General features: G+C 42.3%; 23 protein-coding genes and 2 pseudogenes. 5 read left to right on the forward strand and 20 right to left on the reverse strand.

Going from position 1 to position 26,777, the window contains the following annotated elements; genetic code table 11:
* Positions 1-2: 2 nt before the first annotated feature.
* From ACS8FA_RS21595 to ACS8FA_RS21645, 11 genes and pseudogenes are all read right to left on the reverse strand, one after another.
* Positions 3-740 carry a hypothetical protein gene (locus ACS8FA_RS21595; protein WP_439265529.1) on the reverse strand — a complete coding sequence of 246 codons (738 nt, stop codon included), beginning with the start codon at positions 738-740 and terminating at the stop codon, positions 3-5.
* Positions 741-755: 15 nt separating this feature from the next.
* Positions 756-1,007: a hypothetical protein gene (locus ACS8FA_RS21600; protein WP_439265531.1), complete on the reverse strand. Its 252-nt coding sequence runs from the start codon at positions 1,005-1,007 to the stop codon at positions 756-758.
* A 36-nt stretch (positions 1,008-1,043) separates the two neighbouring features.
* A complete protein-coding gene (locus tag ACS8FA_RS21605; RefSeq protein ID WP_439265533.1) occupies positions 1,044-1,241 on the reverse strand; it encodes a hypothetical protein in 198 nt (65 codons plus the stop codon).
* Between the two features lie 92 nt (positions 1,242-1,333).
* Positions 1,334-1,594: a Txe/YoeB family addiction module toxin gene (locus tag ACS8FA_RS21610; protein WP_075107120.1), complete on the reverse strand. Its 261-nt coding sequence runs from the start codon at positions 1,592-1,594 to the stop codon at positions 1,334-1,336.
* Between the two features lie 101 nt (positions 1,595-1,695).
* A pseudogene (locus ACS8FA_RS21615) lies at positions 1,696-1,956 on the reverse strand (type II toxin-antitoxin system Phd/YefM family antitoxin); the annotation flags it as partial.
* 227 nt (positions 1,957-2,183) lie between these two features.
* Positions 2,184-4,817, reverse strand: a complete 2,634-nt coding sequence (gene acnD, locus ACS8FA_RS21620) for a Fe/S-dependent 2-methylisocitrate dehydratase AcnD (RefSeq protein WP_439265578.1) — start codon at positions 4,815-4,817, stop codon at positions 2,184-2,186.
* A gap of 307 nt (positions 4,818-5,124) precedes the next feature.
* Positions 5,125-6,252 carry a bifunctional 2-methylcitrate synthase/citrate synthase gene (prpC, locus tag ACS8FA_RS21625; protein WP_298809825.1) on the reverse strand — a complete coding sequence of 376 codons (1,128 nt, stop codon included), beginning with the start codon at positions 6,250-6,252 and terminating at the stop codon, positions 5,125-5,127.
* Between the two features lie 96 nt (positions 6,253-6,348).
* Complete coding sequence (locus tag ACS8FA_RS21630) at positions 6,349-7,005, reverse strand: DUF2059 domain-containing protein (protein ID WP_439265535.1); 657 nt, start codon at positions 7,003-7,005, stop codon at positions 6,349-6,351.
* A 100-nt stretch (positions 7,006-7,105) separates the two neighbouring features.
* The gene (gene prpB / locus ACS8FA_RS21635; protein ID WP_114700000.1) at positions 7,106-7,999 is read right to left on the reverse strand and encodes a methylisocitrate lyase; all 894 of its coding nucleotides are present in this window, start codon (positions 7,997-7,999) and stop codon (positions 7,106-7,108) included.
* 382 nt (positions 8,000-8,381) lie between these two features.
* Positions 8,382-9,668: an NRAMP family divalent metal transporter gene (locus ACS8FA_RS21640; RefSeq protein WP_371547042.1), complete on the reverse strand. Its 1,287-nt coding sequence runs from the start codon at positions 9,666-9,668 to the stop codon at positions 8,382-8,384.
* 284 nt (positions 9,669-9,952) lie between these two features.
* Entirely contained in the window at positions 9,953-10,978 is a 1,026-nt protein-coding gene (locus ACS8FA_RS21645; protein ID WP_439265537.1) for a LysR family transcriptional regulator, read from the reverse strand.
* 234 nt (positions 10,979-11,212) lie between these two features.
* Here ACS8FA_RS21645 and ACS8FA_RS21650 point away from each other — a divergent pair, with 234 nt between their 5' ends.
* Both ACS8FA_RS21650 and ACS8FA_RS21655 read left to right on the forward strand, forming a co-directional pair.
* Positions 11,213-12,241, forward strand: coding sequence for a hypothetical protein (locus ACS8FA_RS21650; protein ID WP_439265539.1), 1,029 nt, complete (start codon positions 11,213-11,215; stop codon positions 12,239-12,241).
* Between the two features lie 162 nt (positions 12,242-12,403).
* The gene (locus tag ACS8FA_RS21655) at positions 12,404-12,856 is read left to right on the forward strand and encodes a hypothetical protein (protein WP_439265540.1); all 453 of its coding nucleotides are present in this window, start codon (positions 12,404-12,406) and stop codon (positions 12,854-12,856) included.
* A 309-nt stretch (positions 12,857-13,165) separates the two neighbouring features.
* Here ACS8FA_RS21655 and ACS8FA_RS21660 read toward each other — a convergent pair.
* From ACS8FA_RS21660 to ACS8FA_RS21675, 4 genes and pseudogenes are all read right to left on the reverse strand, one after another.
* Positions 13,166-13,936 (reverse strand): annotated as a pseudogene (locus ACS8FA_RS21660) (TauD/TfdA family dioxygenase).
* Positions 13,937-14,123: 187 nt separating this feature from the next.
* Positions 14,124-16,904 carry a phosphoenolpyruvate carboxylase gene (ppc, locus tag ACS8FA_RS21665; protein WP_439265542.1) on the reverse strand — a complete coding sequence of 927 codons (2,781 nt, stop codon included), beginning with the start codon at positions 16,902-16,904 and terminating at the stop codon, positions 14,124-14,126.
* Between the two features lie 213 nt (positions 16,905-17,117).
* Positions 17,118-18,383: a tyrosine-type recombinase/integrase gene (locus tag ACS8FA_RS21670; protein ID WP_439265544.1), complete on the reverse strand. Its 1,266-nt coding sequence runs from the start codon at positions 18,381-18,383 to the stop codon at positions 17,118-17,120.
* Positions 18,384-19,690: 1,307 nt separating this feature from the next.
* On the reverse strand, positions 19,691-20,182 hold the full coding sequence (locus ACS8FA_RS21675; protein ID WP_439265545.1) for a hypothetical protein: 492 nt from the start codon (positions 20,180-20,182) through the stop codon (positions 19,691-19,693).
* A gap of 202 nt (positions 20,183-20,384) precedes the next feature.
* Between ACS8FA_RS21675 and ACS8FA_RS21680 the strand changes: the two genes are divergently transcribed.
* The gene (locus ACS8FA_RS21680; RefSeq protein ID WP_439265547.1) at positions 20,385-21,053 is read left to right on the forward strand and encodes a hypothetical protein; all 669 of its coding nucleotides are present in this window, start codon (positions 20,385-20,387) and stop codon (positions 21,051-21,053) included.
* Between the two features lie 138 nt (positions 21,054-21,191).
* On the opposite strand, the gene rhuM is transcribed toward ACS8FA_RS21680, so the two are convergent.
* The 4 genes from rhuM to ACS8FA_RS21700 form a co-directional block, all read right to left on the reverse strand.
* The gene (rhuM, locus tag ACS8FA_RS21685) at positions 21,192-21,380 is read right to left on the reverse strand and encodes a RhuM family protein (RefSeq protein WP_439265580.1); all 189 of its coding nucleotides are present in this window, start codon (positions 21,378-21,380) and stop codon (positions 21,192-21,194) included.
* 3 nt (positions 21,381-21,383) lie between these two features.
* Positions 21,384-21,551: a virulence RhuM family protein gene (locus tag ACS8FA_RS21690; RefSeq protein ID WP_439265549.1), complete on the reverse strand. Its 168-nt coding sequence runs from the start codon at positions 21,549-21,551 to the stop codon at positions 21,384-21,386.
* A 191-nt stretch (positions 21,552-21,742) separates the two neighbouring features.
* Positions 21,743-22,486 carry a M90 family metallopeptidase gene (locus ACS8FA_RS21695; RefSeq protein WP_424510234.1) on the reverse strand — a complete coding sequence of 248 codons (744 nt, stop codon included), beginning with the start codon at positions 22,484-22,486 and terminating at the stop codon, positions 21,743-21,745.
* Between the two features lie 82 nt (positions 22,487-22,568).
* Positions 22,569-23,141 carry a TetR/AcrR family transcriptional regulator gene (locus tag ACS8FA_RS21700; RefSeq protein WP_424510233.1) on the reverse strand — a complete coding sequence of 191 codons (573 nt, stop codon included), beginning with the start codon at positions 23,139-23,141 and terminating at the stop codon, positions 22,569-22,571.
* A gap of 118 nt (positions 23,142-23,259) precedes the next feature.
* Here ACS8FA_RS21700 and ACS8FA_RS21705 point away from each other — a divergent pair, with 118 nt between their 5' ends.
* Both ACS8FA_RS21705 and ACS8FA_RS21710 read left to right on the forward strand, forming a co-directional pair.
* The gene (locus tag ACS8FA_RS21705) at positions 23,260-24,699 is read left to right on the forward strand and encodes an NAD(P)-binding protein (RefSeq protein ID WP_439265552.1); all 1,440 of its coding nucleotides are present in this window, start codon (positions 23,260-23,262) and stop codon (positions 24,697-24,699) included.
* A gap of 38 nt (positions 24,700-24,737) precedes the next feature.
* Positions 24,738-25,838, forward strand: a complete 1,101-nt coding sequence (locus ACS8FA_RS21710) for a DUF2855 family protein (protein ID WP_439265554.1) — start codon at positions 24,738-24,740, stop codon at positions 25,836-25,838.
* Between the two features lie 178 nt (positions 25,839-26,016).
* Here ACS8FA_RS21710 and ACS8FA_RS21715 read toward each other — a convergent pair whose 3' ends face one another.
* Positions 26,017-26,655 (reverse strand): GDSL-type esterase/lipase family protein, encoded by a 639-nt coding sequence (locus tag ACS8FA_RS21715; RefSeq protein ID WP_439265556.1) that lies wholly within the window; start codon positions 26,653-26,655, stop codon positions 26,017-26,019.
* Between the last annotated feature and the right edge of the window lie 122 nt (positions 26,656-26,777).

Genomic DNA, 26,777 nt, shown 5'->3' on the forward strand with positions numbered 1-26,777 from the left:
GCTCATAAATCATGTTTGTTGAATGAAGATACGATTAACATAGGTTTACCCTCAATGAGCGGGCTAGTTTCTTGAACATTCAATTTTTCAACAGATTCTATAAAGTCTGTTGAAAAACTATTGCTATAAAGTGTTACAGACAAAATATCATACCAGTTTGCAGTTTCAGCATTTGAGTAGAATAAGGACTTGTTTTTCATATTAAGCCCTATGCTTTTCTGATTCATGGCATTATTGGTCTCCATAATATGGATATTTTGTCCTTTAATAGTTTCAAATAATTTCAACCATTCTTTGTCTAGCTCAGGGAATGTTGCTAATTTAGCCAGTTCGTTTAAAGCCAATACAGCATCTTTTTTTAAGCGGACAGTTTTTACGCTTTTACTCCAACCAGCAGAATTAAGGTATTCCAAAGTGCTTAAGTCAATGGTTTCAGGCATTGTTTGTATGATACGACAAGCATTAGCAAACTGCTGATAATAAAAGAGCCATTGGTAGGGGGAAGAAATATGGTCTAACGTTAAGAAACTGACACTATCGTACTTGAAAAGTTCAACTATTAAGCTCTGATATAAAAGGTCAGCAATCGTTTTTGACTCCCAATCACTGAAAGTAAGAAAATCACAATTGTTAGCAGCGATTCTTAAGATAAGCGATAAATTGTCTTCTGGAATATAGCAATACGACATAGTTAACAGCCTTTTTGTCAGGTGAGCTATAAAAAGATATAAACGTTGCATCAATAAACGCTTTTACTATCTAGCTATATTCGCCCCACCAGTAGAATTGACAGATACGATCTCAAGCCCCGTTAGTGTTTTTTTTATACTCAATATTTCATGGGTTTTGCTGCTGATTGAACCCAATGTGCCCATTTTGACATTATTGATTTCATCAAAACTGGCACGGGCTTTTTGCCAAGGGAAGCTTGTAGTCACTTCCATGTTTTCAAAATACCCTGAAGTACTGGCTTGCGTCACGACCAACGCGGCTTGGGATTGTTTCATATAGCCGCATAGCTCATCCTTACCGCCCTCGACTTCCTATGTACCTTGAAGCGTATTATGATTAATCATTACTGTCACATCATCACTATAATTGTCACAAGCAGCAACAGGATCGTTCATAGCAAGCGCATTATTATGCGCTAAGAATTGCTCGACATGATCTGATGACAGTAAATAATAGCTTTGACCCAAATATAATACGATCACTGCAATGAATAGTTTGAACCAGCCCATAAATTTCTCAACAAATAGTAATAATAAATAGAAGCGTTATTATGCATAAAATATTGATAAATGTTGAGTAAAGTATAAGGCTACTTGCTTGGTTAATAATGATAGCGACAAGAGATAATCGTCAGATAATTATCATCGACGGCATATACCAATCGATTGGCGTCATCGATGCGTCTTGACCAAAATCCAGATAGGTTTTCTTTTAAAGGTTCAGGTTTACCAATCCCTTCAAACGGATTACGCTTACAGTCGGTGATAAGTTTATTAATACGCTTGAGTGTTTTTTTGTCTTGGGTTTGCCAGTACAGATAGTCTTTCCACGCAGCGTCTGTCCATGCTAGTTGTTCACTCATTGTTAGACCCTTTGGATTGATTAAAGCCTTTGAGTTCAAGCACTCTCAATATCGCCATCCGTATGTTCATTATTATCGCTGCTACCATCACCTTTATCACTATCTTCTGCCGTATCAATTAGCTCACGCGTAACCGTCTTGCCAGCTTTATATTGGGCAATAGAGTCCGCTAAGTGCGCCGCATTGGCAGGAGATTTTAGCAGATAGACGGTTTCCATCAGGCTATTGTAGTAATCAAGTGACATCACAACGGCATCATCAGCGTCACGGCGGGTTACGATAGTGGCATTGGCATCATCGTTTACCGTATCTAGGACAGATTTTAGGTGCTTTCTGGCTTCTGAAAAACTAACGACTCTCATGGTTTACTCCTTTCATAATACGCTTCATGACTTGTACAATATATGGTACATATTACGCCATTGGTTAAGCAAATTCAATATTTAGCTGCTATCTAGTACTTAGGAGTAAGTAACAAAACTCAGTGTATAGAACGCAAAAGCAAATAAAAGCCGACGTCATATAAGGTTATACAACATCGGCAACTTTTATTCTTTATTGCTTATCACACTAAAACCTAAGGATAGCCCTAGACAATATCCAGCGTACCCTCTATAAACTCTTTAGCAAAGCGTTGTAGCATGCCGCCAGCATTGTACATTTTGACTTCATCAGCCGTATCTAAGCGGCAGATAATAGGCGTCTCAGTGGTACTACCATCGGTACGATGAATCACTAGAGTCATCAACCCGCCAGCAGAGACTTCACCTGTGACATCAAAGGTTTCCGTACCATTGATATTTAGCGTATGGCGAGTCGTACCTTCTTCGAACTGTAAAGGTAGCGCGCCCATGCCAACTAAGTTTTGACGATGAATACGCTCAAAGTCTTCAGCAACGACGGCTTCTACGCCGGCGAGACGCACGCCTTTGGCAGCCCAGTCACGGCTCGAGCCTTGACCATAGCCATCACCTGCGATGATGATCAGCGGCTGCTCACGGTTCATGTAGGTTTCAATCGCTTCCCACATGCGCATGACTTGACCTTCTGGTTCGACGCGCGCCAGTGAGCCTTGGACAACTTCGCCATCTTCATCGCGTACCATTTCGTTTAATAGCTTAGGGTTGGCAAAGGTGGCACGTTGCGCGGTTAAATGGTCGCCGCGATGGGTCGCGTATGAGTTATAGTCCTCAGCAGGCAAGCCCATAGTATCGAGATACTCGCCAGCTGCTGATGAGCCCAGAATAGCGTTTGATGGTGACATATGGTCGGTTGTGATGTTATCACCCAATACTGCTAATGGACGCATACCTTTTAGTTTGTTCATCGCTGCCATTTGACCTTCCCAATACGGTGGACGGCGAATATACGTGGTCATTTCACGCCAGTCGTACAGTGGGCTTAACGCTTTGCCCGTGTCTTTTTTGGCTTCATCAAACATTGGGATATATACGGCATTGAATTGCTCAGGCTTAACAGCAGCTGCAACAATGGCATCCACTTCTTCATCATCAAACCAGATGTCTTTTAGATAGACGTCATTGCCGTCTTGGTCTTTACCCAATGAGTCTTTTTCAATATCAAAACGGATGTTACCAGCGATGGCATAAGCGATAACCAGTGGCGGCGATGCTAAAAATGCTTGCTTGGCATACGGATGGATACGACCGTCAAAGTTACGGTTACCAGATAGCACTGCCGTAGTGAACAAATCATTGTCGATGATTTCTTTTTCGATATCAGGGTCTAGCGCACCGCTCATACCGTTACACGTGGTACAGGCAAAGCCGACTACATCAAAGCCAATCTCTTGCAATTCTGGCATCAGCCCTGCTTCTTCTAGATACATTTTAACGGTCTTTGAGCCTGGTGCTAATGATGACTTCACCCAAGGTTTACGTAATAAGCCTTTGGCATTCGCATTACGAGCGACAAGACCTGCTGCCACCATGTTGCGTGGGTTTGAAGTATTGGTACAGCTGGTAATAGCAGCGATAATCACCGCGCCATCTGGCATCAGGCCATCTTTTGGTTCAGGCAGTTTTTCGTCAGCGCCATGAGCGATACCTTTGGCAACCAAGTCGGTAGTCGATACACGGGCATGGGGACGCGACGGGCCTGCCATATTACGTACGACTGATGACAAATCAAACTCAAGGACGCGTGCGTATTCGGCTTTTTCCATGCCGTCAGCCCATAGGCCCGTTTGCTTGGCGTATTGCTCAACCAGTTTAATCTGTTCCTCAGAGCGCCCCGTCAGACGTAGATAGTCAATGGTTTGCTCATCGATATAGAACATCGCGGCAGTGGCACCATATTCAGGCGTCATGTTGGAGATAGAAGCGCGGTCACCGACACTTAGCTGGCGTGCACCGTCACCAAAGAATTCGATATAGGTAGAGACCACACCTGCGTCGCGTAAGAACTCAGTCATTGCCAGTACAAGATCCGTACCAGTGATGCCTTTTTGCAATTTTCCCGTTAATTTGACACCCACATAATCAGGTAGGCGCATATATGATGGGTTACCTAGCATGACGCTTTCGGCTTCTAGACCGCCCACACCGATTGAGATCACACCTAGGGCATCGACCATCGGCGTGTGACTATCCGTACCGACCAACGTATCGGCAAACGCGACTTCTTCACCCGCTTTATTGTGTACGACTTGTACAACAGGTGACATTTTCTCTAAGTTAATCTGATGCATGATGCCGTTACCAGGCGGTACGACGTTTACATTGTCAAAGGCATACTGGCACCAGTTGATAAAGTGAAAACGGTCATCGTTGCGGCGCTCTTCAATCGCGCGGTTTTTCTCAAACGCGTCGTCTTCGAAGCCTGCATGCTCAACGGCCAATGAATGGTCAACGATAAGCTGAGTTGGCACGATAGGGTTTACCTTAGACGGATCACCGCCTTGCTCAGCGATGGCATCACGCAAACCTGCCAAATCAACAAAGGCCGTCTGACCCAAGATATCATGACAAACGACGCGGGCAGGGTACCAAGGAAAGTCTAGATCTTGCTTGCCTTCGATATGCTGCTTTAGCGCATCGGTTAACTCTTCTGGTGGGCAACGGCGTACTAGGTTTTCACACAATACTTTTGAGCAAAATGGTAGCTTGTCATACGCGCCAGCTTCGATGCTCTCGACGGCCTCACGGGTGTCAAAATAATACAAATCAGTACCGGGAAGTGGCTTTTTAAATTCATCGTTCATTGGTTGTACTAGGGCGTTGTCCATAAGTCACCTTTGGCTGTTGGCTAATTATAATAAGTAGTTAAGCGTTGATATCGGGTAAAAATTCATTCCTTTAGCAAAATCATCGTTCGTTATTATAGGCTTTGCTAAAGAAGCGATATTGAAAATTAAAAGGGCATAGTTTATAAAAAAGATAGTGTATGACGATTAAACCTGAAAAACTCATAGCAAGGCTCAATCATCATACCTGTATCAGCTAGCACTGCCGCTAGCTGATAAGATTACTTAGCAAAAATCATCTTAATAATTGATAAATAACAGCCGTTTAACGAGCACTCATATCTGGTACTGGACGCAGATCTTCACCAGTGTATTCTGCGCTTGGGCGAATGATACGGTTATTAGCACGTTGCTCAAACACGTGAGCAGCCCAACCAGTCAAACGTGAGCAGACAAAGATTGGTGTGAATAGCTTGGTCGGGATACCCATGAAGTGATAGGCAGATGCATGGAAAAAGTCAGCATTACAAAACAGTTTCTTCTCACGCCACATCACTTCTTCACAGCGTACCGAGACGGGGTATAACACTTCATCACCAACATCAGCAGCCAGCTTCTCAGCCCAGCCTTTAATCACCACGTTACGCGGATCTGATTCGCTATAGATTGCGTGACCAAAGCCCATAATTTTGTCTTTACGAGCCAGCATACCCATCATTTCTTCTTCAGCCTCATCAGGTGAACTAAAACCTTCAATCATATCCATCGCTGCTTCATTCGCTCCGCCATGCAATGGACCGCGTAGTGAACCGATTGCACCAGTGATACAAGAATGAATATCAGATAAGGTAGATGCACACACACGAGCGGTAAAGGTCGACGCGTTAAACTCATGCTCTGCATAAAGGATAAGCGAGACGTTCATTACTTTTTCGTGTAGCTCGTTTGGTTTTTCGCCTTTGAGTAAATGCAAGAAATGACCGCCAATCGTGGCATCATCTGTATCGGTCTCGATACGTACATTATCGTGGGTAAAACGATACCAATAGTTGATAATCGATGGAAAGGCCGCTAGCATACGGTCAGTTTGATCGTTTTGCTGAGCAAAATCAGTTTCGGTCTCAAGGTTGCCAAGCATAGAGCAGCCCGTACGTAGCACGTCCATTGGATGCGCATCAGCTGGGATACGTTCAAGTACGTCTTTTAATGCTTGTGGTAAGCCACGCAAGCTTTTGAGTTTGGCTTGATAGGCATCAAGCTCGCTTTGAGTAGGCAAGTTGCCATATAGCAGTAAATACGCCACTTCTTCAAAAATACACTTATCTGCCAGCTCTGATACATCATAACCGCGATAGGTCAGACCAGAGCCTGATTTGCCAACGGTAGATAGAGAGGTTTTACCAGCGACTTGTCCACGTAGACCTGCGCCTGAAAGTTCTTTCTGTGCTGCCATGTTTACATTCCTTTTGTTGGTAGCTTTTTTGAGTGAAAACGGTGTTTCTGATAATAAATTTATTGGTTAATGACTGACTATAGCGCCAGTCTAGCGTTACGCAGGCTGTTCAGGCTGTGGACCGTCTAAATCGACGTTACAACGCTCAAATTCAGCTTCAATAGGGCCATTTAAGACTTCCATTGCACTGCCTTCGCCTTCTGCGTTATTGATCTTCATATATTTGGCACCCAGTGGTGACTCCATAAATGTCTGAATCTCAGTCATTTCTTCTGGGGTAGGGTCAGCCATTGGCGTTGCTACTTCTTCGCCATTCATGACACGCAATTGCTCATTGCCAAAAGCAAGCAGTTTTTTACCCACATCCGACGTATAAAAGTCATCTAATTCTTTTAACTCTGCATCAGTAAACTGACTCTTATAAAAACGATCGACTTCCGCTTTACCCAAGTCTTTGTCACGTGACTCGAGGCAGCTGACTTGCTCTTCACTGAGCGCGCCGCTATTGATAATTGGTGCAAACAATAGGCTGTTGACGGTATCTAATGTAATCGTCGTCATGATCAAGTCATTTTGAGCATCAGTCTCTGAAGGTGCAGCTTCGCTTTCGCTAACCACAGTCTCGCTCGTATCACTGGTAGTATCGTCAACGGTTTCTGGTGTTTTATCACAGCCTGTCATGAATAACAGCGCCGCAAGCGTGCTACTAAGTAGTGAGGATTTGACAACCGTATGAGCAGTAAAAAATGACATAAATAACCTAAAGGTAAATAAAGACGGATTTTGAAACGATAAAGCACACAGAGGTGGTTTATCGTTTCGGCGTTGCTACTTGGCAGTTATTAGTTATTAACTACTTATTATCAGCAAATAGCTTGTCTAGTGTCTGCTCAAACTCATGATAATTCAAGAAATCGTAGAGCTCCATACGGGTCTGCATAGTATCGACGACTTTGTCTTGAGTGCCATCATCTAATAAATGCTGATAAACGTTCAATGCCGCTTTGTTCATAGCGCGGAAAGCGGATAGTGGATATAGCACCATCTCGACACCCACACTATACAACTGATCAGTGGTATATAGATCTGTCTGACCAAACTCTGTCATGTTTGCCAGTACTGGAATATCGAGTACATCAGTGAACTTACGATACATCTCGATATCGGTTAGCGCTTCTGCAAAGATCATGTCTGCACCCGCTTCTTGGAAGGCAACGGCACGTTCAACAGCAGCATCCAGACCTTCTACTGACAGGGCGTCTGTACGAGCCATCACTACAAAGTCAGGGTCAGTCTTGGCATCCAATGCCGCTTTTAGACGATCAACCATCTCTGAGATACTAACGATTTCTTTATTAGGGCGATGACCACAACGTTTTTGTGCCACTTGATCTTCGATATGTACTGCCGCGACGCCTGCTTTTTCCATCTTTCTGATGGTTTGAGCGATGTTAAACGCGCCACCAAAGCCCGTATCGATATCGACAAGCAGCGGGGTATCGACTGCATCAGTAATACGGCGTGCATCTTCTAGTACGTTATCAAGGCTGGTCATACCTAGATCAGGCAAACCAAATGAGGCATTGGCCACGCCAGCACCAGAGAGGTACAACGCTTGATGACCAACTTGGGTCGCCATCATCGCTGTATAGGCATTGATAGCGCCTGCAATCTGTAATGGTTGGTTGTTATCATTTTTTTGAGTGAGGGCACTGCGAAAGCGCGCGCCTGCTGAAGATGAAGTCATATGGTGATCCTTACTTAGAGGGAAAATATTCTAATTGTTGTATCTGATTATACTCAATTATTCATGCCTGAAAAGTTTGGGTTCTTAATTAATATTTAATTTAAATAATAATTAAATGTAGTATATTTAATAGTATTTATAATTCAAATAGCATTATGCAGTTATTGGTAATTTCCTATGATAAGTATTCATATTGCTTAAAATTACAGCTTTTAAAACCTTCTATTTTTTACATTTAGTTACAATTACTAAGTTTGCTACTTCATGATTACTGTTTTATTAATTTAACGACAATCATCAAAAAGCCCCAACAGCTAGGCTATTAGGGCTTTATTCCATTCAAATAGAATGATTAAGCAATGAGTCTTATATTAATCAAAGGTTAAGCAAATAAACCTGCCATATTGGCCAAGAACAATAACGCGAAACCTGCTAAGAATATCAAGCCTGCGATAGACAGGGCGTTCATACCTGCTGACAGTTTCTTATGCTTTTTAACCAATGAGTAGTTTAACCAACCAAAAATAGGCGCAGAGACGAACGCCGATATCATGGCAAACTTAAGCATAGCGCCTAATTGTCCTGTGAAGAAAGTGATAATTACTAGACCACCACCGATGGCATAGGTCGTCCAAAAAGCGATCTGCTTTTTATTGATTTCGCTTTCACCTTTTAGCAGGCGCCAGCATTCAGCATTAGCGCGTCCATAGCCATCAGCACAGGTAATGGTCGTGCCGAACATACACATAAAGGCGACGAAAGCGACCAGCAGTCTCGACCATTCACCAATGGTTGCGGTATACATATTGATCAACTGGTTGATATAAGCACCGCCGACCAATTCAATCTCTTGTCCTGATCCGTACTGGACAAACACACCTAACGATAAGAAGAACAACGCCAATATCGCTGAGACTGCATAGCCAACATTAAAATCTAACAAGCCTTGGCTATGCGTGGTGTGATCTGCTTTGACTTTGGCAGAGGTCCACATAGAGGTAATCGCTGCAAACTCTAGCGGTGCTGGCATCCAGCCCATGAGTGCTACGATGAAGCCCAACGTGGCTAGGTTCCAAGGAGAGGCGGCAACAAAATCTACTGCCATAACCGTTGGCTTACCAGCGGCAATAACGACCGCTGCTACCGTTGCTGTGGTAAGCGCAATCATAATCCACTTGGTCACGCCATCGAGCAATTTATAATGCCCTGCAATCAAAAAGAACCAAGAGACCGCGACGATAATGAGAGATAACGCCATCGTCGACAGACCGAATGAGGCGGGTAGCATAAAGCCTAAGATCACAGCGGCAATGAGTGAGACCGCACCCGTACTAATAACGGCTGACAAGATAGATAGAATGAAATACACCCAAAGATATACCTTTGAGCGTTTGGCATAGCCTGCAATCAAACTCTCGCCCGTATCATAAACATAATCGGTTGCGAATCGAAAAAACGGATACTTAAACACGTTGGCCAATACAATCATAATAGCCAACTGCCAGCCATAGATAGCACCGGCCTGTGTTGATGAAATCAGATGTGAGCCACCAATGGCAGCAGTCGCCATCAAAATACCTGGGCCAAAGATGCGCCAGCTAAAGCCCTCTTGTTGCGAGGCAACGCTATCGTCAGGGGCGCTTGGGTTATTGAGTTGTTGTGTGGACATGAATACCTCGAAATGGTTAAAACAGCAAATTATCACTTACCTGTGTCAGCTTGCCAATGATCAGAAAAGAACGTCCTATAAATCGCCTAAATATAAAACGATTTACATCGTATCGACTTTATCACACCAACACTGTCTAGGAGAATGATTATTCTAGTTATTATTACTATTTGTTTGCATTGCTATTCTTGTTAGTTAGCATACTTATAAAATAATATCAATATTTAAAATGAATTATTTTTGGCGGTTCTTTATAACACAATATTCAACGGATATCTGCCCATTTAGGCCTGTGACACAAAATTTTGCTGCCGATAAGTGATGCCGCGCTGTTCGTAGACGTGATAAATGGCTGTGAGCAAGTCAGGTATTTTTGGGTGTACAAAGTCTTTGAGGGTGTGTAAATAAATAGGGGAGGTGACATTTTCATGAACCAAACGTTGGTAGATGATCTGTTCCGTACGTACGGTTTGCAGGCTGGCAGGCACCAATGTAATGCCTTCGCCTGCCGCGACCAGCCCCAATGCGACCTGCAAATCGCTGACTGTCGTGGTCATGAAAGGTGAGATGCCATACTGGGCAAATAGATGTAGTAAAGGCTCAGTAATAGGATCGCTAGACGCTGCTTCATGAGTAGCAGCACGGTTGACTCTATTTGTAGACAGCTTATCGTTCGCTTGGGTCACTACCTCTGTCGTCACCGTGGACGATACTGGCAAATGTGTTTGATGATATAAAATTAAGCGATTGTTCGCTAGGTCTATCAAGCGCTGCTTACGTACATTGGCAAGCGGATGTGATTTTGGCAATGCCACCACGTAGCGTTCATGACGTAGCAGAATCTGCTGAATCCATGGGTCTTGATGGGCAAATCGGCCAAAACCAATATCAATCTCACCAGACTTCAGGGCATCCATTTGTTGATATGAGCTAATGTCTTTTAAATTAACATCGATATCAGGGCTGAACTGTTTAAGCGTGGCAATGATTTCAGGCAGTAGGCCATATAGCACTGAGGGCACAAAACCTATATTTAAAACGCTGCTTGGTGCTGATAGACGCTGAGTCATACTGGTCACCGTATCAATCTCGGTCAGTATGGTGCTTATTTTATCGTAGAAAAAACTACCCGCTTCAGTCAGATGTAGTGGTCTGTGGTAGCGATCAATAAGCACCACGCCCATGTCAGTCTCTAACTGTTTTAGCAAGCGACTCAGGCTCGGCTGTGACAGTCCTGTTTTGGTGGCGGCAGCGCTAAAGCTGCGCAAGTCGGCAACCGCGATAAATGCATTGAGCTGTTTTAAATCCATACTATTGAGCCTGTCATAGTCTATGCTATCTCTACATAGAACAGTTCTTAAGGTTGATTTATCATATTATTTAGAATAGTTCTTATCAATATTAGCGTTATCCCATAAATTGTGCTTGAAGATAATAGGTTGAGCAACTATATTGGTGGCTAATAACACTGTTACACTATAGTAAGAAAATTCATTCTAGCAATCATTTAACACCAGTAGAAAAAACTGGTTTGGTATTATTCTATGAGCGACGAAAAAAAAGACGCTGGCACCGATTTTGATGAAAAATTGGCTAGAATTATTGACCAAAAGTCGCGTAAGCGTAATAACAACGACATCTATGAACGCTTTATTAATCGAGTTCATGGTTCTGAAGAGAACGATCAGGCTGAATTTGAAACACTAGAGAGTGCAAAGAACCTTGCCGCTTTCGAACCTTTGAGCACAGAAGAGTTGCAACTGTTTGAAGATCAAAGCAGTGAGCAAGAATTATTGCTAGAAACAGAAAATGCTACAGCAGCAAACACTACCTCTGAAGCTTCAGATACAAATGTAGTATTTGAAAATATATCTGAAAATAATGTGCTGAATATCGCTAACGATAGCGACAGCATTAGTATCGATGTCAATGATGTCAGTTCAGATACAGAAGCCTCAGAATATATAGATCGCAACAATATGGATAGTAGCAATCAAACAGAGTCATCCTCTACGATTGACTATAGTGAATCTAACATAAATGAGATATCGGTTGATGATTCTTTAGACGTCTCTTTAAACATAGAGAATGTGTCTGAATCAGTTATCGAAGAGCCAGTCATAGACAATAAAGTGATCAAAAGCAAGAAATCTCTCATGATGGCTATGGCGATTGGTTTAATCGTATTGGTTGCTATTGCATTAATGCTTGTATTTTCAGGAGTCTTATCTACTTCTGCGGTTGATAGTATAGACAACAGCACTGATGGTAATGTAGAGATAGACAGTACACCAGCTGTTAGTGCTGATCCAGTACTGTCTACTGACAGTCAAACAACTACGGATGGCGTTGACCCTGTAAGTACTGTAAGTACGCAACCAGCCACTACTCAGCAAGATGCTTTGGACAACAATAGACAGGACCTGCCAGCTGCTAATGAGTCAGAGTCAACTTCTAAAGATCCTACACCAGAAGATGATGCCACTGTTATAGCTACTGAGGAAGCTGCCATAACTTATGAGGACTTTAGACAAGAGTCGCAGACTACCTTGTACCGCGAAACCAATGATTAAAGGGGCTATGTTTTATACCATTTCAAACAGTTAAATAACCGCCTATCAATTTATTCGAGACGTTCGTACTAGAAATTGTTGCAATACAATATAAAATTCGTATCATTATGTAAAAGGCACAGTTGTTTGCCGTTGATGATATAAATTAGATGGTACGTAACTATGAATGAATCAGAAAACGTGAATAATGATATCGAGCCAAAAAGCATCAGACCTCGTAGTCTTGTTTTTGCTATTATCAGTGTCATCTGTATTGTTCTAATATCCGCCTTCTATATGTCTAACCGTATCTCTTCCACGCTATCTCAAGCGTCGACGACTAATAACGGTTTAACAGTCAGCAACATTACTAAAGAGGCTAATGCTAATCAGGCTGCACAGCAGCATTCGAATAGCCAAAACCAGCCTAGCAGACCTATAGTTATTGACGGTCATGAAGATGACACTGTCATTAGCTATCATGACTTCAAGCAAGAAGCGCAAAATGTGCTATTCCGTGAGGAAGAAAAGATCATACAAGCCAAGTACAGTGCACATGGTATAACGCCTGCTGTCAGCGCTGAAGACTTTAGAATAGAAGCACATAAAACCTTATATCGTGAATCCAGTTATTAGGGCTGCTATTAGCACTATAAGATTATGATAACTATAAGTCAGTAAGTGAATAATATTAAGCCCCATTTCTCTTCTCTCATGTTTAGAGAGGAGAAATGGGGCTTTTTTTGTGGGCTCAGTGCTCCATGCTTTAGCGTGGTGTTATTTGTGAAAGGTCGTACATCTGCTTGATAGAGCGCTTGTATTTTTCATAAGGGAACATGAAGGGAAGCAGCTTAGAGTCATCAACAGACACCGAGGCCAAGTACTGATGCTGTTGCTCTTGCTATTTATATTACAATCACAGCATCCGTTAGCTTGCAGGTCGTGTTAAGCCAGTTGCTTTTTAAGCGTTCTTAAGCGACTTTTAAATTCTGAGCGGTCAACATAACAGCCTTTGAGACGACGCTCACCGACGTTTTCATCAAATGCGTTACGCCCATGTAGGACTCGGCGGTTATCAAAAACGACCATTTGACCAGCCGCTAGCTTTAACTCAATCTTATAGCGACTGTCTTTTAATCAAGCCATCAGCTCTCGATAAGCAAGGTAGTAGTCGTACATAATATCGCTCGGCAAATCAAAAACATCTGCAAGATGCGCGTTGTATTTGATTTCCACAATATTGCCAAAGTTGTCTAGATTGATGACGGGGTGGTGCTCACGGATATCATGGGCGCTGTCATGAAAACGAAAGGGGATGGCATATTCGGCAAGCAAGCGAAAATACTCAGGCTGCTCTTTTCGTAACCCTTCTAACACCTTTAACCCATCTACGAAAGTAGATTCGCCACCTATGCTTTCATTACTCAAAAAATGCAAAAATTGATAGCCTGGAGGCAACTCCTGATTTGGCAAGTCGGTATGCAAAGGTAATGAGAGTGACGTATAAGCCAAATTAATCGGCGATTTTTCTGATATCACATCAAAGGTCATACCGAAATTAGTCTGCCGTAAATAGTCGACTCGCATGGCTGTCTGCACACCCGCATCAGCGTCATCTGGCATATTATCAATGATAGTAAGCCCATATTTATCCAGCGCACTCATCCACTCATATAAAGCGCTGTCACTGGTCATGATGCTCTGCTGGTCATACATGGGGATGTGGTCAATTCACCTAATAGGCAATATCAATCAACGCAGTACTAAACTGCGATTGATATCTGGCGAGATATTTTTTGAAGGGTTTTGAATAATATTAAGGCTTCGCAAACGAAGCCTTAATATTTGCGACAATTGGTATAAGCTTTTTATTTATCCGAAAGCTACTTATCGAAAAGCTACCCTAACCAGTATTACGTAAACCCGCTGCCAATGCATTGATACTACGGATTAATGGGTCTTCTACATTAAGGTCGTCATGTGCCGCATCGTTCAGGGTGTCCTGTTGTCTGGCACGCTTTAACAGTTCAATCTGGATATAGTTAATAGGATCTAGATAAGCGTCTCGCCACTGCAGGGATGAAGCAAGATTCTGCTGATTGGACAATAAAGAATCTTGCTCAAGCAGAGAGTTTAATCCTGAATTGGTCAGCATGTATTCATCGGTGACCGCTGTCATGATTTTTTCGCGTAACGGCTCATCATCACATAGTTGGCTATAAGCCTCGGCAATATTCATATTGGCTTTGGTAAAAGCCATCTCGATATTACTGATAAACACACTGAAAAATGGCCAGTGCTTATTCATCTCTTTCATCAATGCTTCGTCTTTTTTGACGCTATCTAGCGCACTACCAACGCCATACCAAGCAGGTAGGGTAAAGCGTGCCAATGACCAGCCAAATACCCAAGGAATCGCTCGCAAGGTGGTCTTACTTGGTAGGCCTTTTTTGCGATGAGCAGGACGTGAGCCAATGTTTAACAGAGAGATCTCTTGTACTGGGGTGACCTCGGAGTAGAATTTATAAAACCCTTCGGTATGATCGGTCAGCTCGCGATAGCGTTGTTCACCTGCGTCTGCTAAGCGTGCAAACAGCGCTTCATACTCTGGCAACTCAGTCGGTTGTACCACAAACCTTGTCGAGCAGGCTTTGAGTGTGCCTGTGATCGCCATGGTCAGCTCAAATACAGCGGTATCTGTATTGGCATACTTGGCATAGAGCACTTCGCCTTGCTCAGTTACTTTAATCTGACCATGTAGCGTGCCAGCTGGCTGTGCCGCAATGGCTTTGTGCGTTGATCCACCACCACGGCTCACAGAACCGCCACGACCATGGAACAAGCGTGTTTTTATGCCATATTTCTCAGCAATGTTATTAATGGTTTGCTGTGCACTATAAAGCTGCCAAGCAGAGGTGATAATACCGCCGTCTTTTGATGAGTCTGAATAACCTAGCATAATCTCTTGCGTGTTGTCCGTGTTCTGTAGCAGTCCACGATACAGCGGATTGTCTAACACGGCAGGCAAGATTTTATCGATATTTTTGAGATCTTCGATGGTTTCAAACAACGGTGCGACAGGTAGGTCAGCAGACAACTGACCTTCGTCATCAATTCTGCATAAGCCTGCAAACCGCATGAGCAGCAATACTTCTAGTAGCTGGCTAGCATTATTGGTCATCGAGATCACATAGCTACCAAAAGTAGCCTGTCCCACCAGTTTGCGTAGAGTAGCGACCGAATTCATCAGTGACAATTGCTCACGCGTTTTGTCTGTCAGGTTGTCAGTATAAATGAGCGGCGTGCCAGGTTTTTCTAGCAAGCGTGTGAGCCACTCTTGACGTTCGGTTTCGCTTAACGTCTGATAATCAGGCAGGTTGGAGGCACTAGCAAAGATATCGGCAATCACTTCGCCATGGTATGACGACTCTTGACGGATATCGAGCGCCGCCAAATGAAAGCCGCAAGTTTTGACCAAACGAATGACATCTAGTAGTAATCCTTCTGCGTGTGCTGTATCGTGTGTATTGACACTTTGACGGATAATGCGCAGGTCTTCTAGTAATTCTTCTGGATTGGCATAGGCATCTTTTTCAGCTTCGATGTCCGTGCCTTTGCTTTGGATACGGCGATTGGTGGCTTTGACTTTAGTCAGAATGATAGAGAGCAGGCGACGATATGGCTCATTGCCATAGTCATCGAGGTTATAGTCGAACACTCGCTGATCGAGCTCATCATAACTTTTGATTTTGGCATATACGTCAGGTGAAACGGTGACAATAGTGTCACTATGAATCAGCTGTCGGCGCAGTTTTTTGAGTAGTACTTGATAGTGACGCAGCACGGTATCAGCATGCATCAATACAGCAAGTTCTGTGGTCTCAAAAGTCACAAAAGGATTACCATCTCTATCGCCGCCAATCCATGAGCCAAAGCTCATAAATGCGGGTAGTGGATAGTCTGTGAGCTCTGGATAGATATCGACAATGGCTTTTTTGATATTACGATATACTTTAGGAATCGCATTGAACAAACTGGCATTAAAGTAATGTAGACCATTGTTAATTTCATCATATACCAATGGCTTACGAGTGCGCACTTCATCTGATGACCATAACAGATCAATCGTTTGTGCAGTTTGCTCTTTGGCTTGCTCGTAAGCAAAGCTGTTTTCAGTTAGGTCATTTAAAGCATCGCTGTGAGTGAATAGACTTTGTAAGATATTCATCGTTGTACGGCGACGCGCTTCGGTAGGATGTGCGGTAAACACAGGCGTAAACTTTAGCTGGTCGATGAGCTCTTGCATTTGAGCAGGCTCGATATTGCGCTCACGACACTCGAGCAACGTACGACGAAATGATCCTTCCCAGCTTTGCTCAGATTGCATACGCTGCGCATGACGCTGCTCACGCAAATAATTCTCTTCACTTAGATTGGCTAGGAAAAAATAGATAGAAAAGCCGCGTATGACATTTTTTAAGGTTTGATTGTCCAAAGAAGCAATAAAATCGATAAGCTGCTGTTTGTGTGCCTCATTCGGCTCACGACGCTGTTGAATAAATCCCTTACGTAGCTTCTCAATCGTATCTAGCGTTTGTTCACCAGATTGGCGAGAAATAGCATCGCCTAGCAATGAACCTAACAAGCTGGTGCGTTTACGTAGTACGTTGTTATCTAGTGTCATCTTCAACCTTCCTATCAAATGAATGGATACAATACTATGGCTATCTGATACATAATATCCTTATAGTTTTTTGCAATTTAACATAAATAGGTGAGGCCTGCTTGATGTTGATAACAACTTTTTTTGCTAATCAACCTTTATGACACTATTACTAATATATGGCGAAGTCTGTTTTTCAGCAGTTATTAGAAAAAACTTATTTAGATTATTTCTCTAACGACTCCGAAGATTATCTATATAATCTGCCCAATCTTGCATCATCTGTACCCTAGTGTCGATTTCATCAAGTCTATTGTAAGCCCCGCCATGTGTGTCTTTGATTCGATGACCTAGCTGTAACTCTGTGACGATGTCAGAATAGCGTAGCTCAGGCTGTTCCATGAGCAAAGTTTTAGCCGATGCTCGAAATCCATGCGCACATTGCACGTCTTTATATCCAAGTCGGTGAAATATCTGCACCAACGTCGCCTTACTGATATAGGCATTGCTTGAACCGCGCATCGACGCAAATACATGCTCTTTATGCCCAGTAATTGACTGAATGTTTCGTAATCGCGAAATTACTTGCGTGGCTAAGGGAACAACTAAGTGCGAGACCATATCGTCACGACCTTCGCCTTTGGTCGGGGAGAATGCCCATGTATTATTGTCCCAATCGATGTCATCCCAACGCATCGAGCGTAGATCGATGCTACGTACAAACACGTAAGGTAATAAGTTCATTGCCTCTAATGTGATCTTACTTGCGCCTTTAAAATTGGACATATCCTTTAAGAGAGTCGCAAATTGATCTGGTTTGGTGATGGCTGGCAAGTGATTGCCTGAATTGGCAGGTGCAAGCTCACCACGGGTATCAATCGCCACATTTCTATCACATAATCCTCGAGCAACAGCGAATGAAAACACTTTTTCAGTATACAAACGAGTGCTTGCACCAACGAAAGTTGCTTGATTTTCATTGTTTTGGATAGACTCACACACACTCAGTATCATCTCACTGGTGATATCGTCCATTCTTAAATCACCAATTTCTTGGCACATATATCCTAGACATAAATCCCAAAACTTGAGGGTTGACTCACTGTATGACGGTTTTTTAGATTTACTTTGATTGCGACCTGCTGTTTTGTGTTCTCGCCATGCTTGAGCAATGTCAGAAAATGGCGCGTTTTTTAGATGAGTATATTTATTGGTTTGCTCTTTTTGTTGGATAGCTTTTGGGTCAGAACCTTTGGCGACCATATCAAGAATGGTGTCTGCTTTATACTTAACCTCATGGAGACTGACATCCTCAATCTTACCCAACATCATCCTAGGTCGTTTGCCCTCGATATGCGGATGGGAATAACGTAAGTAGTATTCCTTTTTACCATTTGGATAAATACGAAGACTTAGGCCAGCCACACCTGAGATACTGACAGAATAATCTTGGTCTCGGTATTCGAGCTTGTTGATATCGTTTGCAGTGTCGATAGCCATAATGTATATCCGTAATATGATAATTAAGGTTGATGATAGGTTTATGATTGATGACTTATAAAAAGTCTATTCTGTAGAAAAACATAGAATATTGGACACTATCATGGACACTGGTATTCGTTAGTGTTGTTAGTAAAGCCTTTTAGATAATAGTTTTTAAGACGTAATTATCCCCAAGGTTCACTTGGGGATAATTATAGCATAGTGACCAAATAGTGAGTAGGCCATACGCTGAGAGGGTTACATGGCATTTCTACCAGTTATTTCGGTACATAGTTAAATGCGATTATCGTTTCCATGATTGATTCGGCAAGGAGTTGAGCATATTTTCTACAAAGCATATGCTCCTGTACTCGCACAGAATATAAAAATCAGGGTCATAGTACTGTTCTGTGCAAATTTAGAATGCACCAATTTTGAGGGGTTTATAGAAAATATATAACGAAAGGCTGAATATATTAAAAAATATCAATAGATAGCTCATTCATCTTAAAAATAGCTTGGTAACAATAAATAGAGGGCTACTGTTTATAGGTAGATAAAATTCATCATTCTGCAAGAATAAATAGCGTCAGTTCTAATGATTTAACAGTCTGTCTATGATTTAAATTTAAAAGGTTATACGTGATGACTTGGGTATAGCGTTTGAAGGCTAGATAAGATTAGAAATATTCGAAGGAGTTATATCGTTTGGCTGAGTTTTTGCAATTTAATCTATTTTGGCAATATTAGAAGATATCTAACCATACAAATGATGGTTATCAAAAATAGGCTATTAGCATATCTATATTAAAGACTTAGCCGGTGGACACGGATAATAAATAAGCTATCGCAGACGAATAGCCATGATCATATCGAAGAAAAAGCTAATGATGGGTTTGGATGTAGCCATTCGTATTATCGCAAATCATAAAATATTAATAACCAGTCATACAGAGCATTCAAACCTTAACGTCTAATAAAACGTTAAATGATTGACGTAATAATATACCTGTCAGAGATGTTTAGAAGTAAAACTGATCAAGCGTGAACTATCATCCAAAAGATTCGGTTGAATTAACAGGACAGAGTTAGTCGGTGAGAGCTAAATAGTTTGGTAGGATGTTTATACCTAGCAGTATCAGAAATGTATGATCGTCATGATTCTATAGTTAGTAAGGCTTAAACCTACGATCTAATAGACTTCATTTAACATAATATACATTATGCGAAAACAAACCAACGGTTTTAGTAGTTAGGCGAAAAACCATTTATACCATGTCATTCTGATACCTTAACTCGGATTTGATATTAGTTATAGACTTTTACTAACGACAAGTTTCAAGCAAATGCTGACGTAACGTTTTGTCATCCTGATCTAAAACCACATCTGCAACTTGGCAATTTTTATCATTATCGTCACATGACAGCTCATAATAAATATCGCTACCTTGTGCCAAGCTAACCTGAACCAATCCTTGAGCAGTTATTGAAAACTTCTTGTCTTGCGTATAGTCAGGATCTTGCGAGTTCCAAAGCACATCGTAATCTATATTGCAGGACGTCTGAGTTTTATCAAAATATTCTTGCTCAAGTTGCATGGCTGCTTGCAAGTCAGCATCTGCATATTGCTGCAGCACTACAGGATTACTCATACCTTGGTCATCAATATCTTGTTGGTACATTTTCGTGATAGTCGCAATCTTTATATCAGCCATGGCATTTTGTTTCTGATCTACTTTTGATACATCCGCTATAGCGTGACCGACAGGCATCAGTCCTATGGTCAATAGTAATGTCAGCGATTTATATGTTGGCATCTTATTCTCTGCGAGCTTTTATCCTATAAGTGTTACTGACTATTACATCATACCTATATTCGGACTCTGCTGTATTATCGTATCATTCAGGTTTACTTACCAAAATATCGATTACATAGTGCTTTTATGGTATTTTTTACCAGTTCCCATGACAATTTATAGTGATGTTTCTTTCGCTAATAACTGTGCTAAGGATGATTTTATGATGATATTACCTACTTTTTTTAAGGAAAAATCTGCGACATTAGCCTCTAGCAGCCTTCTGTTATTTACGCTAGCTGTGACGGGTTGTCAGTCTGCTTCTGAGTCCAGTGAAGCCATTGTATCTCAGCCAACCAGTAGCTCATCAACACCTAGTAATGCTGATATCAGCCAGCAAACCCTTAGACAGCAAGCGTTACGTATACAGCGCGCACTGGCAAATAAGGATTTTTCTCGAATCACTAATGATATCCATCCAACACGTGGTGTTCGTTTTTCGATGTACACTTATGTACGGCCTGAGTCAGATAAAGTCTTTAGCCGCGGGCAATTTGCACAGTATTTACAGCAGTCCAACATTCAGTTTACTTGGGGCGAAAAAGACGGTACTGGCGATCTTTTGGTCACACCGTTGCCTACTTATTTGGATACTTGGGTGGATGGCAAAAAGTTCAATAATGCTAGCATCAATGTTAATGAATTCAAAAATAATGGTAATTCTATCAATAACTTAAAAAATATATACCAAACATCAGATGTTGTAGAATTTTATTATAAAGGCACGGATGAGTATGATGGTATGGACTGGCGGGTATTACGCTTAGTATTTGATGAGTATCAAGGCAAGCGATATCTGGTGGCTATCATTAATGATCAATGGACGGTTTAAGGTGTAGAGAAAGATTGCTCGACAACTTTTATAAGGCTTGTTTAAACTGACTGGCTGCTCTATCTGGTTATAAATGCCATATATATTCAAATAAATATATATATCGCAACTTGTGTTAAATAGTTTTTGGTATGGTTTTTAATGACAAGCTTTGTCAGTTTTAAACTCGGGACTTTGTGCGGTTTTTTTGATTAATTTTAGCGCTTGTTGTAGCTCGCTTGAGTTTTTATAGAAGCGCTGTTGATTGAGCGTATAGCCTTGTACTAAGTATTTACGTAGTCGCTGCGTTGCCCAACGCCTAAATTGCACGTCTTGAGGAGATTTGATTCGTTAGCCTACTGATATAACCACATCTAAGTCATAAAAAATCACCGGATGGTTTGAATTTGCAATATGCATTTTTTGTATATTGCTTTTTTCAGCGATTTCTTTATCTTTTATGGCATTGGCGATATGACGAGAAATTACTGATTGATCACGACCAAACAACTCAGTCATTTGTGCTTATGACAGCCAGACAGTCTACTGCTCGAAACGTACATCTACTTGCGCCTTTCCATCAGCACTTTCATAGATTTCTGCTTTTGCCACATTATCACTTATAGCGTTAGTCATTTCAGCTTCCCTAATTCTAATATGCTTATGCTGTCTTAAATACAGCTTACTATCACCATCCCTATAAATATCACTTATAACGGCGTCTGACGAAAAAATTTCACCATAATCTCATAAATATCCGGATAAGCATCAACTAGCTTTTGTGGGGTCTCAAAAAACACTTCACTGAGAACGGCAAAAAATTCTGCAGGATTGGTTGCGCCATACCGATCAAGCCCTGACTTGCGATGTGTTTGAAAATCTTCAAAATCGCGACTCATAATCTGAGTCCAGTTTGCAGGATCTATATCAGGTTGCATCGGTGGAAAACCATTGGCGCGGCCGTTCATCATATCGAGCTTATGTACAAATTCATGAATGACAACGTTGTGTCCGTCACGTTCGCCTGAGTACTTAGCGTCCTTCCATGAGAGAATGACAGGCCCTCGCAGCCATGCTTCTCCGCTACGGTGCTGAGTGCCCTCATGGACGATACCAAACTCATCCACCGTGGTGCTAGCACTCTTGTACGAGCCAGGATAAATGATGATGGATGACCAACCAGCATACCAATCAAGGCCTAAGTTCAAGATCGGCAAACACGCTTGCAGTGCAATCGATTGTCTGACAGTATTGGTAATCTCAAAACCTTGTGCACCAGTGATAGATTTATCAGCTAAAAATAATGTTGCGAGCTCAAACAGATGTGATAGCTCATCGGTACTTAATCGATCCAATATGACAATACGTTCGGCTGCCTTTTTCCAGTCAGCATGGCTAAATTCACTATTATCTAGTATGCGCTGTTCACGCCAGTCTTTTATGATGCCAAACATAATTTGCTATCCTTAAACCTTAAGACATTGAAATAACTCAGCCTAGCATGCATCACCTGCCACAAATATACCAATATCATTATTAAGAAGACTTTATGGCATCTAGCTGTACTCCAACTACACGAAGTGCCATCGTCTTCCAATCTAGATCCAGTTCATCAGCGAACACTACATGGTGACTAATACTGACGTACCCATGTACGATTGCCCAGATATCTAACGCTATTTGCCGACGTTGCGTCACGCTAGCATCTTCTGGTAAATAAGAACCTGCGACCCGAACCAACTTTGAAAACGCGCTGTCTCTTGCTGCAATGGCCTCGGTTGAGGGCTGATATCCTGCATCAGACTCCCCAAAAATCAACCGATAATGCGCTTCATATTTCTCGCCTACATTAAGATACCCTAGGCACGCCTCTAGCACTTGCTCTTTGTTTGCTCTACCCTCTGGAATGACATCCATGGCTTCACGGACAAGATTAAACCCTTCTATGTACAGCGCATCTAGTATGCCTTGCTTACCTTGGAAGTGACTGTATATACCGATGGTGGACAGTCCTGCCCGCTTGGATATAGCGCGTACACTCAAGGCGTCCCCACCCCCTTCTAAGAAAAGCTCAGATGCAGCGTTTAGTATTTTGGTTCTGGCACCCATTAGATTCTCACTATGTCTTGACAATTATAACAGTGTTATTCTAGTATATAACACTGTTATACACAAACAATTATGAATTGATTGTGTTGATAGTAACTCAACTTAGAGTAAGGACACTATGAGTATTCAACAGCTAGAAACGGATTATCTAATCATTGGTAGTGGCGCGGTGGGCATGGCTTTTGCCGATGTGCTGCTCACAGAAACAGATGCTAATATTATTATCATCGATAAACATCATAAGCCAGGTGGTCATTGGAACGATGCCTATTCGTTTGTCACCTTACATCAGCCGTCATCTTTTTATGGCGTTAGCTCACGTGAGCTTTGCGGCGGTATGGTAGACGAGATTGGCTTAAACAAAGGCTTGTCTGAGCTAGCATCAGGGGCAGAAATCATGGCCTACTTTGATAAAGTCATGAAGCACACATTTTTACCAAGTGGCCGCGTGAAATACTTCCCGATGTGTGACTACAAAGGCGACGGTAAGTTTTCATCATTACTGTCTGATACCAGCTATGAGGTTGAGGTCAATAAGAAAATCATTGATGGTACTTATTTCAAAACTTCAGTACCAGCAACCCATACCCCAAACTTTGAGATTGCTGAAGGTGTTAAATTTGGCCCATTAAATGACTTGCCGAGTCTAACCAAACCCCGTGATGGTTACGTGATTATCGGCGGCGGAAAAACAGGTATAGATGCGGTTTTATGGCTACTAGAGAATCAAATTGACCCAGACAATATCACGTGGATTATGCCAAGAGATGCTTGGCTGATCGATCGTAAAAACACCCAACCCTCTCGTGATTTTTTCACCCATACTATTGGAGCACAGGCTACTCAAGCAGAAGCGATTGCTGAGGCAGAAAACATCGAAGACCTGTTTGATCGTTTAGAAAAAGGTGGCGTATTAATGCGCATTGATCCAAATGTGCGCCCGCAAATGTTCCATGGCGCTACCATTAGCAGTGAAGAGCTCAAGCAGTTACGCCGTGTTAAAAACATTGTGCGTAAAGGGCGCGTGACTCGCTTAGATACTGATAAAATTTATTTTGGTAAGGACAGCATTTCTACCACCCCCAACACCATGCATATCGATTGCTCTGCACGGGCAGTACCAGTGACAGAGACGTACGATGTGTTCAAAGGTGATACTGTGGTGGTACAAACCGTACGTACCTATCAGCCTGTGTTCAGTGCCGCATTTATCGCCCACATCGAGGCCAATTACGATGATGAAACCATCAAAAATGAGTTATGCCAAGTGGTGCCAATCCCAAATCATGATACGGACTTTTTGGTTGGGCTTGTTAAACAAATGCAGAATCAGATGCGTTGGTCAAAAGAGCCTGCGCTACGTGAATGGATGATTAACAATCGATTAGATGGCTTCACCAAATTGGTACGAGCCAGCGAAGACACCCCGCCTGAAGAGCTTGCTATTCTTAAGCATTTAAAAGAAGCAGGACCAAAAGCCGCTGCAAACATGCCCAAGCTCATGGGTGAAGTCATGCAAATTACGGCAGCGCGTCAAGTCAAAACTGCTAATGCTTAACCTGATGACCATAAAGTAAAATAAAAAAGGAAATAACTATGCAAGAATTTCAGACCAATAAAGCAAACCTAACTCAAGCTCGTCTGCAAGAGACGCCTATACACACTCTTAGTGATGGCGAAGTACGTGTCAAAGTTGATCGCTTTGCTTTTACTGCAAATAATATTACTTATGCAGTCATGGGTGATCAATTACGCTATTGGCAGTTTTTTCCGCCAAATGGTGACGAGCCTGAGAAATGGGGCATTATTCCAGTATGGGGCTTTGGTGATGTGATCGAATCAAATAGCGATGCACTACCTGTTGGTGAGCGCTTATTCGGTTACTTCCCGCCCGCCAATGAATTAATCATAACACCCAAGCGAGTCACCCAAACCAGCCTGCTGGATGGCAGCGCTCATCGTGCCGAACTACCACCCGGTTATAACCTATATCAGCGCGTTAACCATGAACGGGGCTATGATCGCGCTCATGACGATCAGCGCATGCTGTTGTTCGTATTGCACCTGACCTCATTCTGTTTACATGACCTATTGAAGAGTAATGACTGGTTTGGTGCAGAGCAAGTAGTGATTATTAGTGCCTCTAGTAAGACCAGTATTGGCTTAGCATACGGCTTAGTTGATGATAAGGATGCACCGTACGTTATCGGTCTCACATCAAACCGTCATGTAGATTTTGTTCAGTCAATTGACGCTTATGACAGTGTGCTTAGCTATGACACCCTTGAACAGATTGATGCAACTAAGCCGACGGTTATTGTCGATATGTCGGCCAATACTGACGTGCTCAGCCGTCTACATAAGCACTTAGGCGATAACATGCGTTACACCAGCAATGTCGGCCTTACGCACTGGGACGAACCACGTCATACCGAAGGTATCATTCAAGAACGTAGCCAGCAGTTTTTTGCACCAAGCCATGTACAGCAACGTATGAAAGAATGGGGCCCTGAAGAGTTCAATAAACGCTCTATGCGTTACATCATGAATAGCACTGCAAAAACTAGTGCGTGGTTAAAGATTCAAGAGCTTGATGGAGTCAATGGCTTACTAGAGGTTTATGAAGACATTTGCGAAGGTAAGATAGCTGCTGATGAAGGTTTAGTAGTCGTCATGGGTGACAATGAAAAAGACTAGACTATAAAACTGGCTATAAAATTTATCGACTATTTGTCATTAGCAAAATTAAAAAGCAGAGAGTCTAGTCAATAAACTCTCTGCTTTTTTGTGCGTTATACACTGACTACAGACATACGCCCTACTCATAATTTTTAAACTTAAAAGCTGTGGTTTACACTGTAGTTTACATTGCGGTTTAATGCACCCACCCTTCATCTTTTAGATAATCATGCAACCCTTCAGCGAACTGTCTATAGCCCGCAGCATTGGCATGAATTTTATCAGATTTCAATGCATCATCTGACAGTACAGTTGACCAGCCATCAGAATACAGAGGTATGCCTTCAGCTTCCGCAATATCTTCATACAGTGGATTATCACTGGCCTTACCAAACAAAGCACTGGTACTGAGATGCGGCTCAGCGATTAGGACAACATCAATATTATTGGATTGTAAGGTGTCGATAGTCGCGATGATATTAGCACGAGTGGTATCAGGCGCAATGCGCTGCAATACATCATTACCACCCACACCCAGTAAGACCAAATCAGGGTTTTGCTCAGTGACCTCATTCACTCGAGTAAGCACATCTGCAGAAGTATCACCATTGACCCCCGCATTGACGACGTTCCATTTACTTAGCTCTGCTAGCACCGTAGGATACGCTGTTTTAGGGTTTGCGCCGTAACCATAGGTCAATGAGTCCCCAAGTGCAACCACTGTGCTACCAGCAGGCAGGGCCGTCTGTGTCGGTTCGCTACCACAGCCAGTCACACTGATAGTCGCTGACAACCCTATACCTGCCAGCATTAAGAACCTACCACCTAGCTTCATGTCTTCTCTTCTCCTGTTTCTATTGAGTTAAACTTATTAGAATTAGGTTCAAGTTTTTAAAAATCTATTATTTAACTCTTGTTGTATATTGCTCAGTAACCGTTGTATAGTCCATACAGGAG

Origin of the sequence: Psychrobacter sp. 1Y1 (genome assembly GCF_051847395.2) — a bacterium.
Taxonomy (GTDB): Bacteria; Pseudomonadota; Gammaproteobacteria; order Pseudomonadales; family Moraxellaceae; genus Psychrobacter.

What these genes read in the sequence shown, in the direction of transcription:
- acnD (WP_439265578.1), bottom strand. Translation starts at nt 4,817, where the DNA reads ATGAACGATGAATTTAAAAAGCCACTTCCCGGTACTGATTTGTATTAT.
- ppc (WP_439265542.1), bottom strand. Translation starts at nt 16,904, where the DNA reads ATGACACTAGATAACAACGTACTACGTAAACGCACCAGCTTGTTAGGT.
- ACS8FA_RS21705 (WP_439265552.1), top strand. Translation starts at nt 23,260, where the DNA reads ATGAGTATTCAACAGCTAGAAACGGATTATCTAATCATTGGTAGTGGC.
- ACS8FA_RS21645 (WP_439265537.1), bottom strand. Translation starts at nt 10,978, where the DNA reads ATGGATTTAAAACAGCTCAATGCATTTATCGCGGTTGCCGACTTGCGC.
- ACS8FA_RS21605 (WP_439265533.1), bottom strand. Translation starts at nt 1,241, where the DNA reads ATGGGCTGGTTCAAACTATTCATTGCAGTGATCGTATTATATTTGGGT.
- ACS8FA_RS21655 (WP_439265540.1), top strand. Translation starts at nt 12,404, where the DNA reads ATGAATGAATCAGAAAACGTGAATAATGATATCGAGCCAAAAAGCATC.
- ACS8FA_RS21600 (WP_439265531.1), bottom strand. Translation starts at nt 1,007, where the DNA reads ATGAAACAATCCCAAGCCGCGTTGGTCGTGACGCAAGCCAGTACTTCA.
- ACS8FA_RS21700 (WP_424510233.1), bottom strand. Translation starts at nt 23,141, where the DNA reads ATGGGTGCCAGAACCAAAATACTAAACGCTGCATCTGAGCTTTTCTTA.
- ACS8FA_RS21610 (WP_075107120.1), bottom strand. Translation starts at nt 1,594, where the DNA reads ATGAGTGAACAACTAGCATGGACAGACGCTGCGTGGAAAGACTATCTG.
- prpB (WP_114700000.1), bottom strand. Translation starts at nt 7,999, where the DNA reads ATGACTTCATCTTCAGCAGGCGCGCGCTTTCGCAGTGCCCTCACTCAA.
- ACS8FA_RS21710 (WP_439265554.1), top strand. Translation starts at nt 24,738, where the DNA reads ATGCAAGAATTTCAGACCAATAAAGCAAACCTAACTCAAGCTCGTCTG.
- ACS8FA_RS21680 (WP_439265547.1), top strand. Translation starts at nt 20,385, where the DNA reads ATGATGATATTACCTACTTTTTTTAAGGAAAAATCTGCGACATTAGCC.
- ACS8FA_RS21715 (WP_439265556.1), bottom strand. Translation starts at nt 26,655, where the DNA reads ATGAAGCTAGGTGGTAGGTTCTTAATGCTGGCAGGTATAGGGTTGTCA.
- ACS8FA_RS21630 (WP_439265535.1), bottom strand. Translation starts at nt 7,005, where the DNA reads ATGTCATTTTTTACTGCTCATACGGTTGTCAAATCCTCACTACTTAGT.
- ACS8FA_RS21670 (WP_439265544.1), bottom strand. Translation starts at nt 18,383, where the DNA reads ATGGCTATCGACACTGCAAACGATATCAACAAGCTCGAATACCGAGAC.
- ACS8FA_RS21695 (WP_424510234.1), bottom strand. Translation starts at nt 22,486, where the DNA reads ATGTTTGGCATCATAAAAGACTGGCGTGAACAGCGCATACTAGATAAT.
- ACS8FA_RS21640 (WP_371547042.1), bottom strand. Translation starts at nt 9,668, where the DNA reads ATGTCCACACAACAACTCAATAACCCAAGCGCCCCTGACGATAGCGTT.
- ACS8FA_RS21650 (WP_439265539.1), top strand. Translation starts at nt 11,213, where the DNA reads ATGAGCGACGAAAAAAAAGACGCTGGCACCGATTTTGATGAAAAATTG.
- prpC (WP_298809825.1), bottom strand. Translation starts at nt 6,252, where the DNA reads ATGGCAGCACAGAAAGAACTTTCAGGCGCAGGTCTACGTGGACAAGTC.
- ACS8FA_RS21690 (WP_439265549.1), bottom strand. Translation starts at nt 21,551, where the DNA reads ATGACTGAGTTGTTTGGTCGTGATCAATCAGTAATTTCTCGTCATATC.
- ACS8FA_RS21595 (WP_439265529.1), bottom strand. Translation starts at nt 740, where the DNA reads ATGCAACGTTTATATCTTTTTATAGCTCACCTGACAAAAAGGCTGTTA.
- ACS8FA_RS21675 (WP_439265545.1), bottom strand. Translation starts at nt 20,182, where the DNA reads ATGCCAACATATAAATCGCTGACATTACTATTGACCATAGGACTGATG.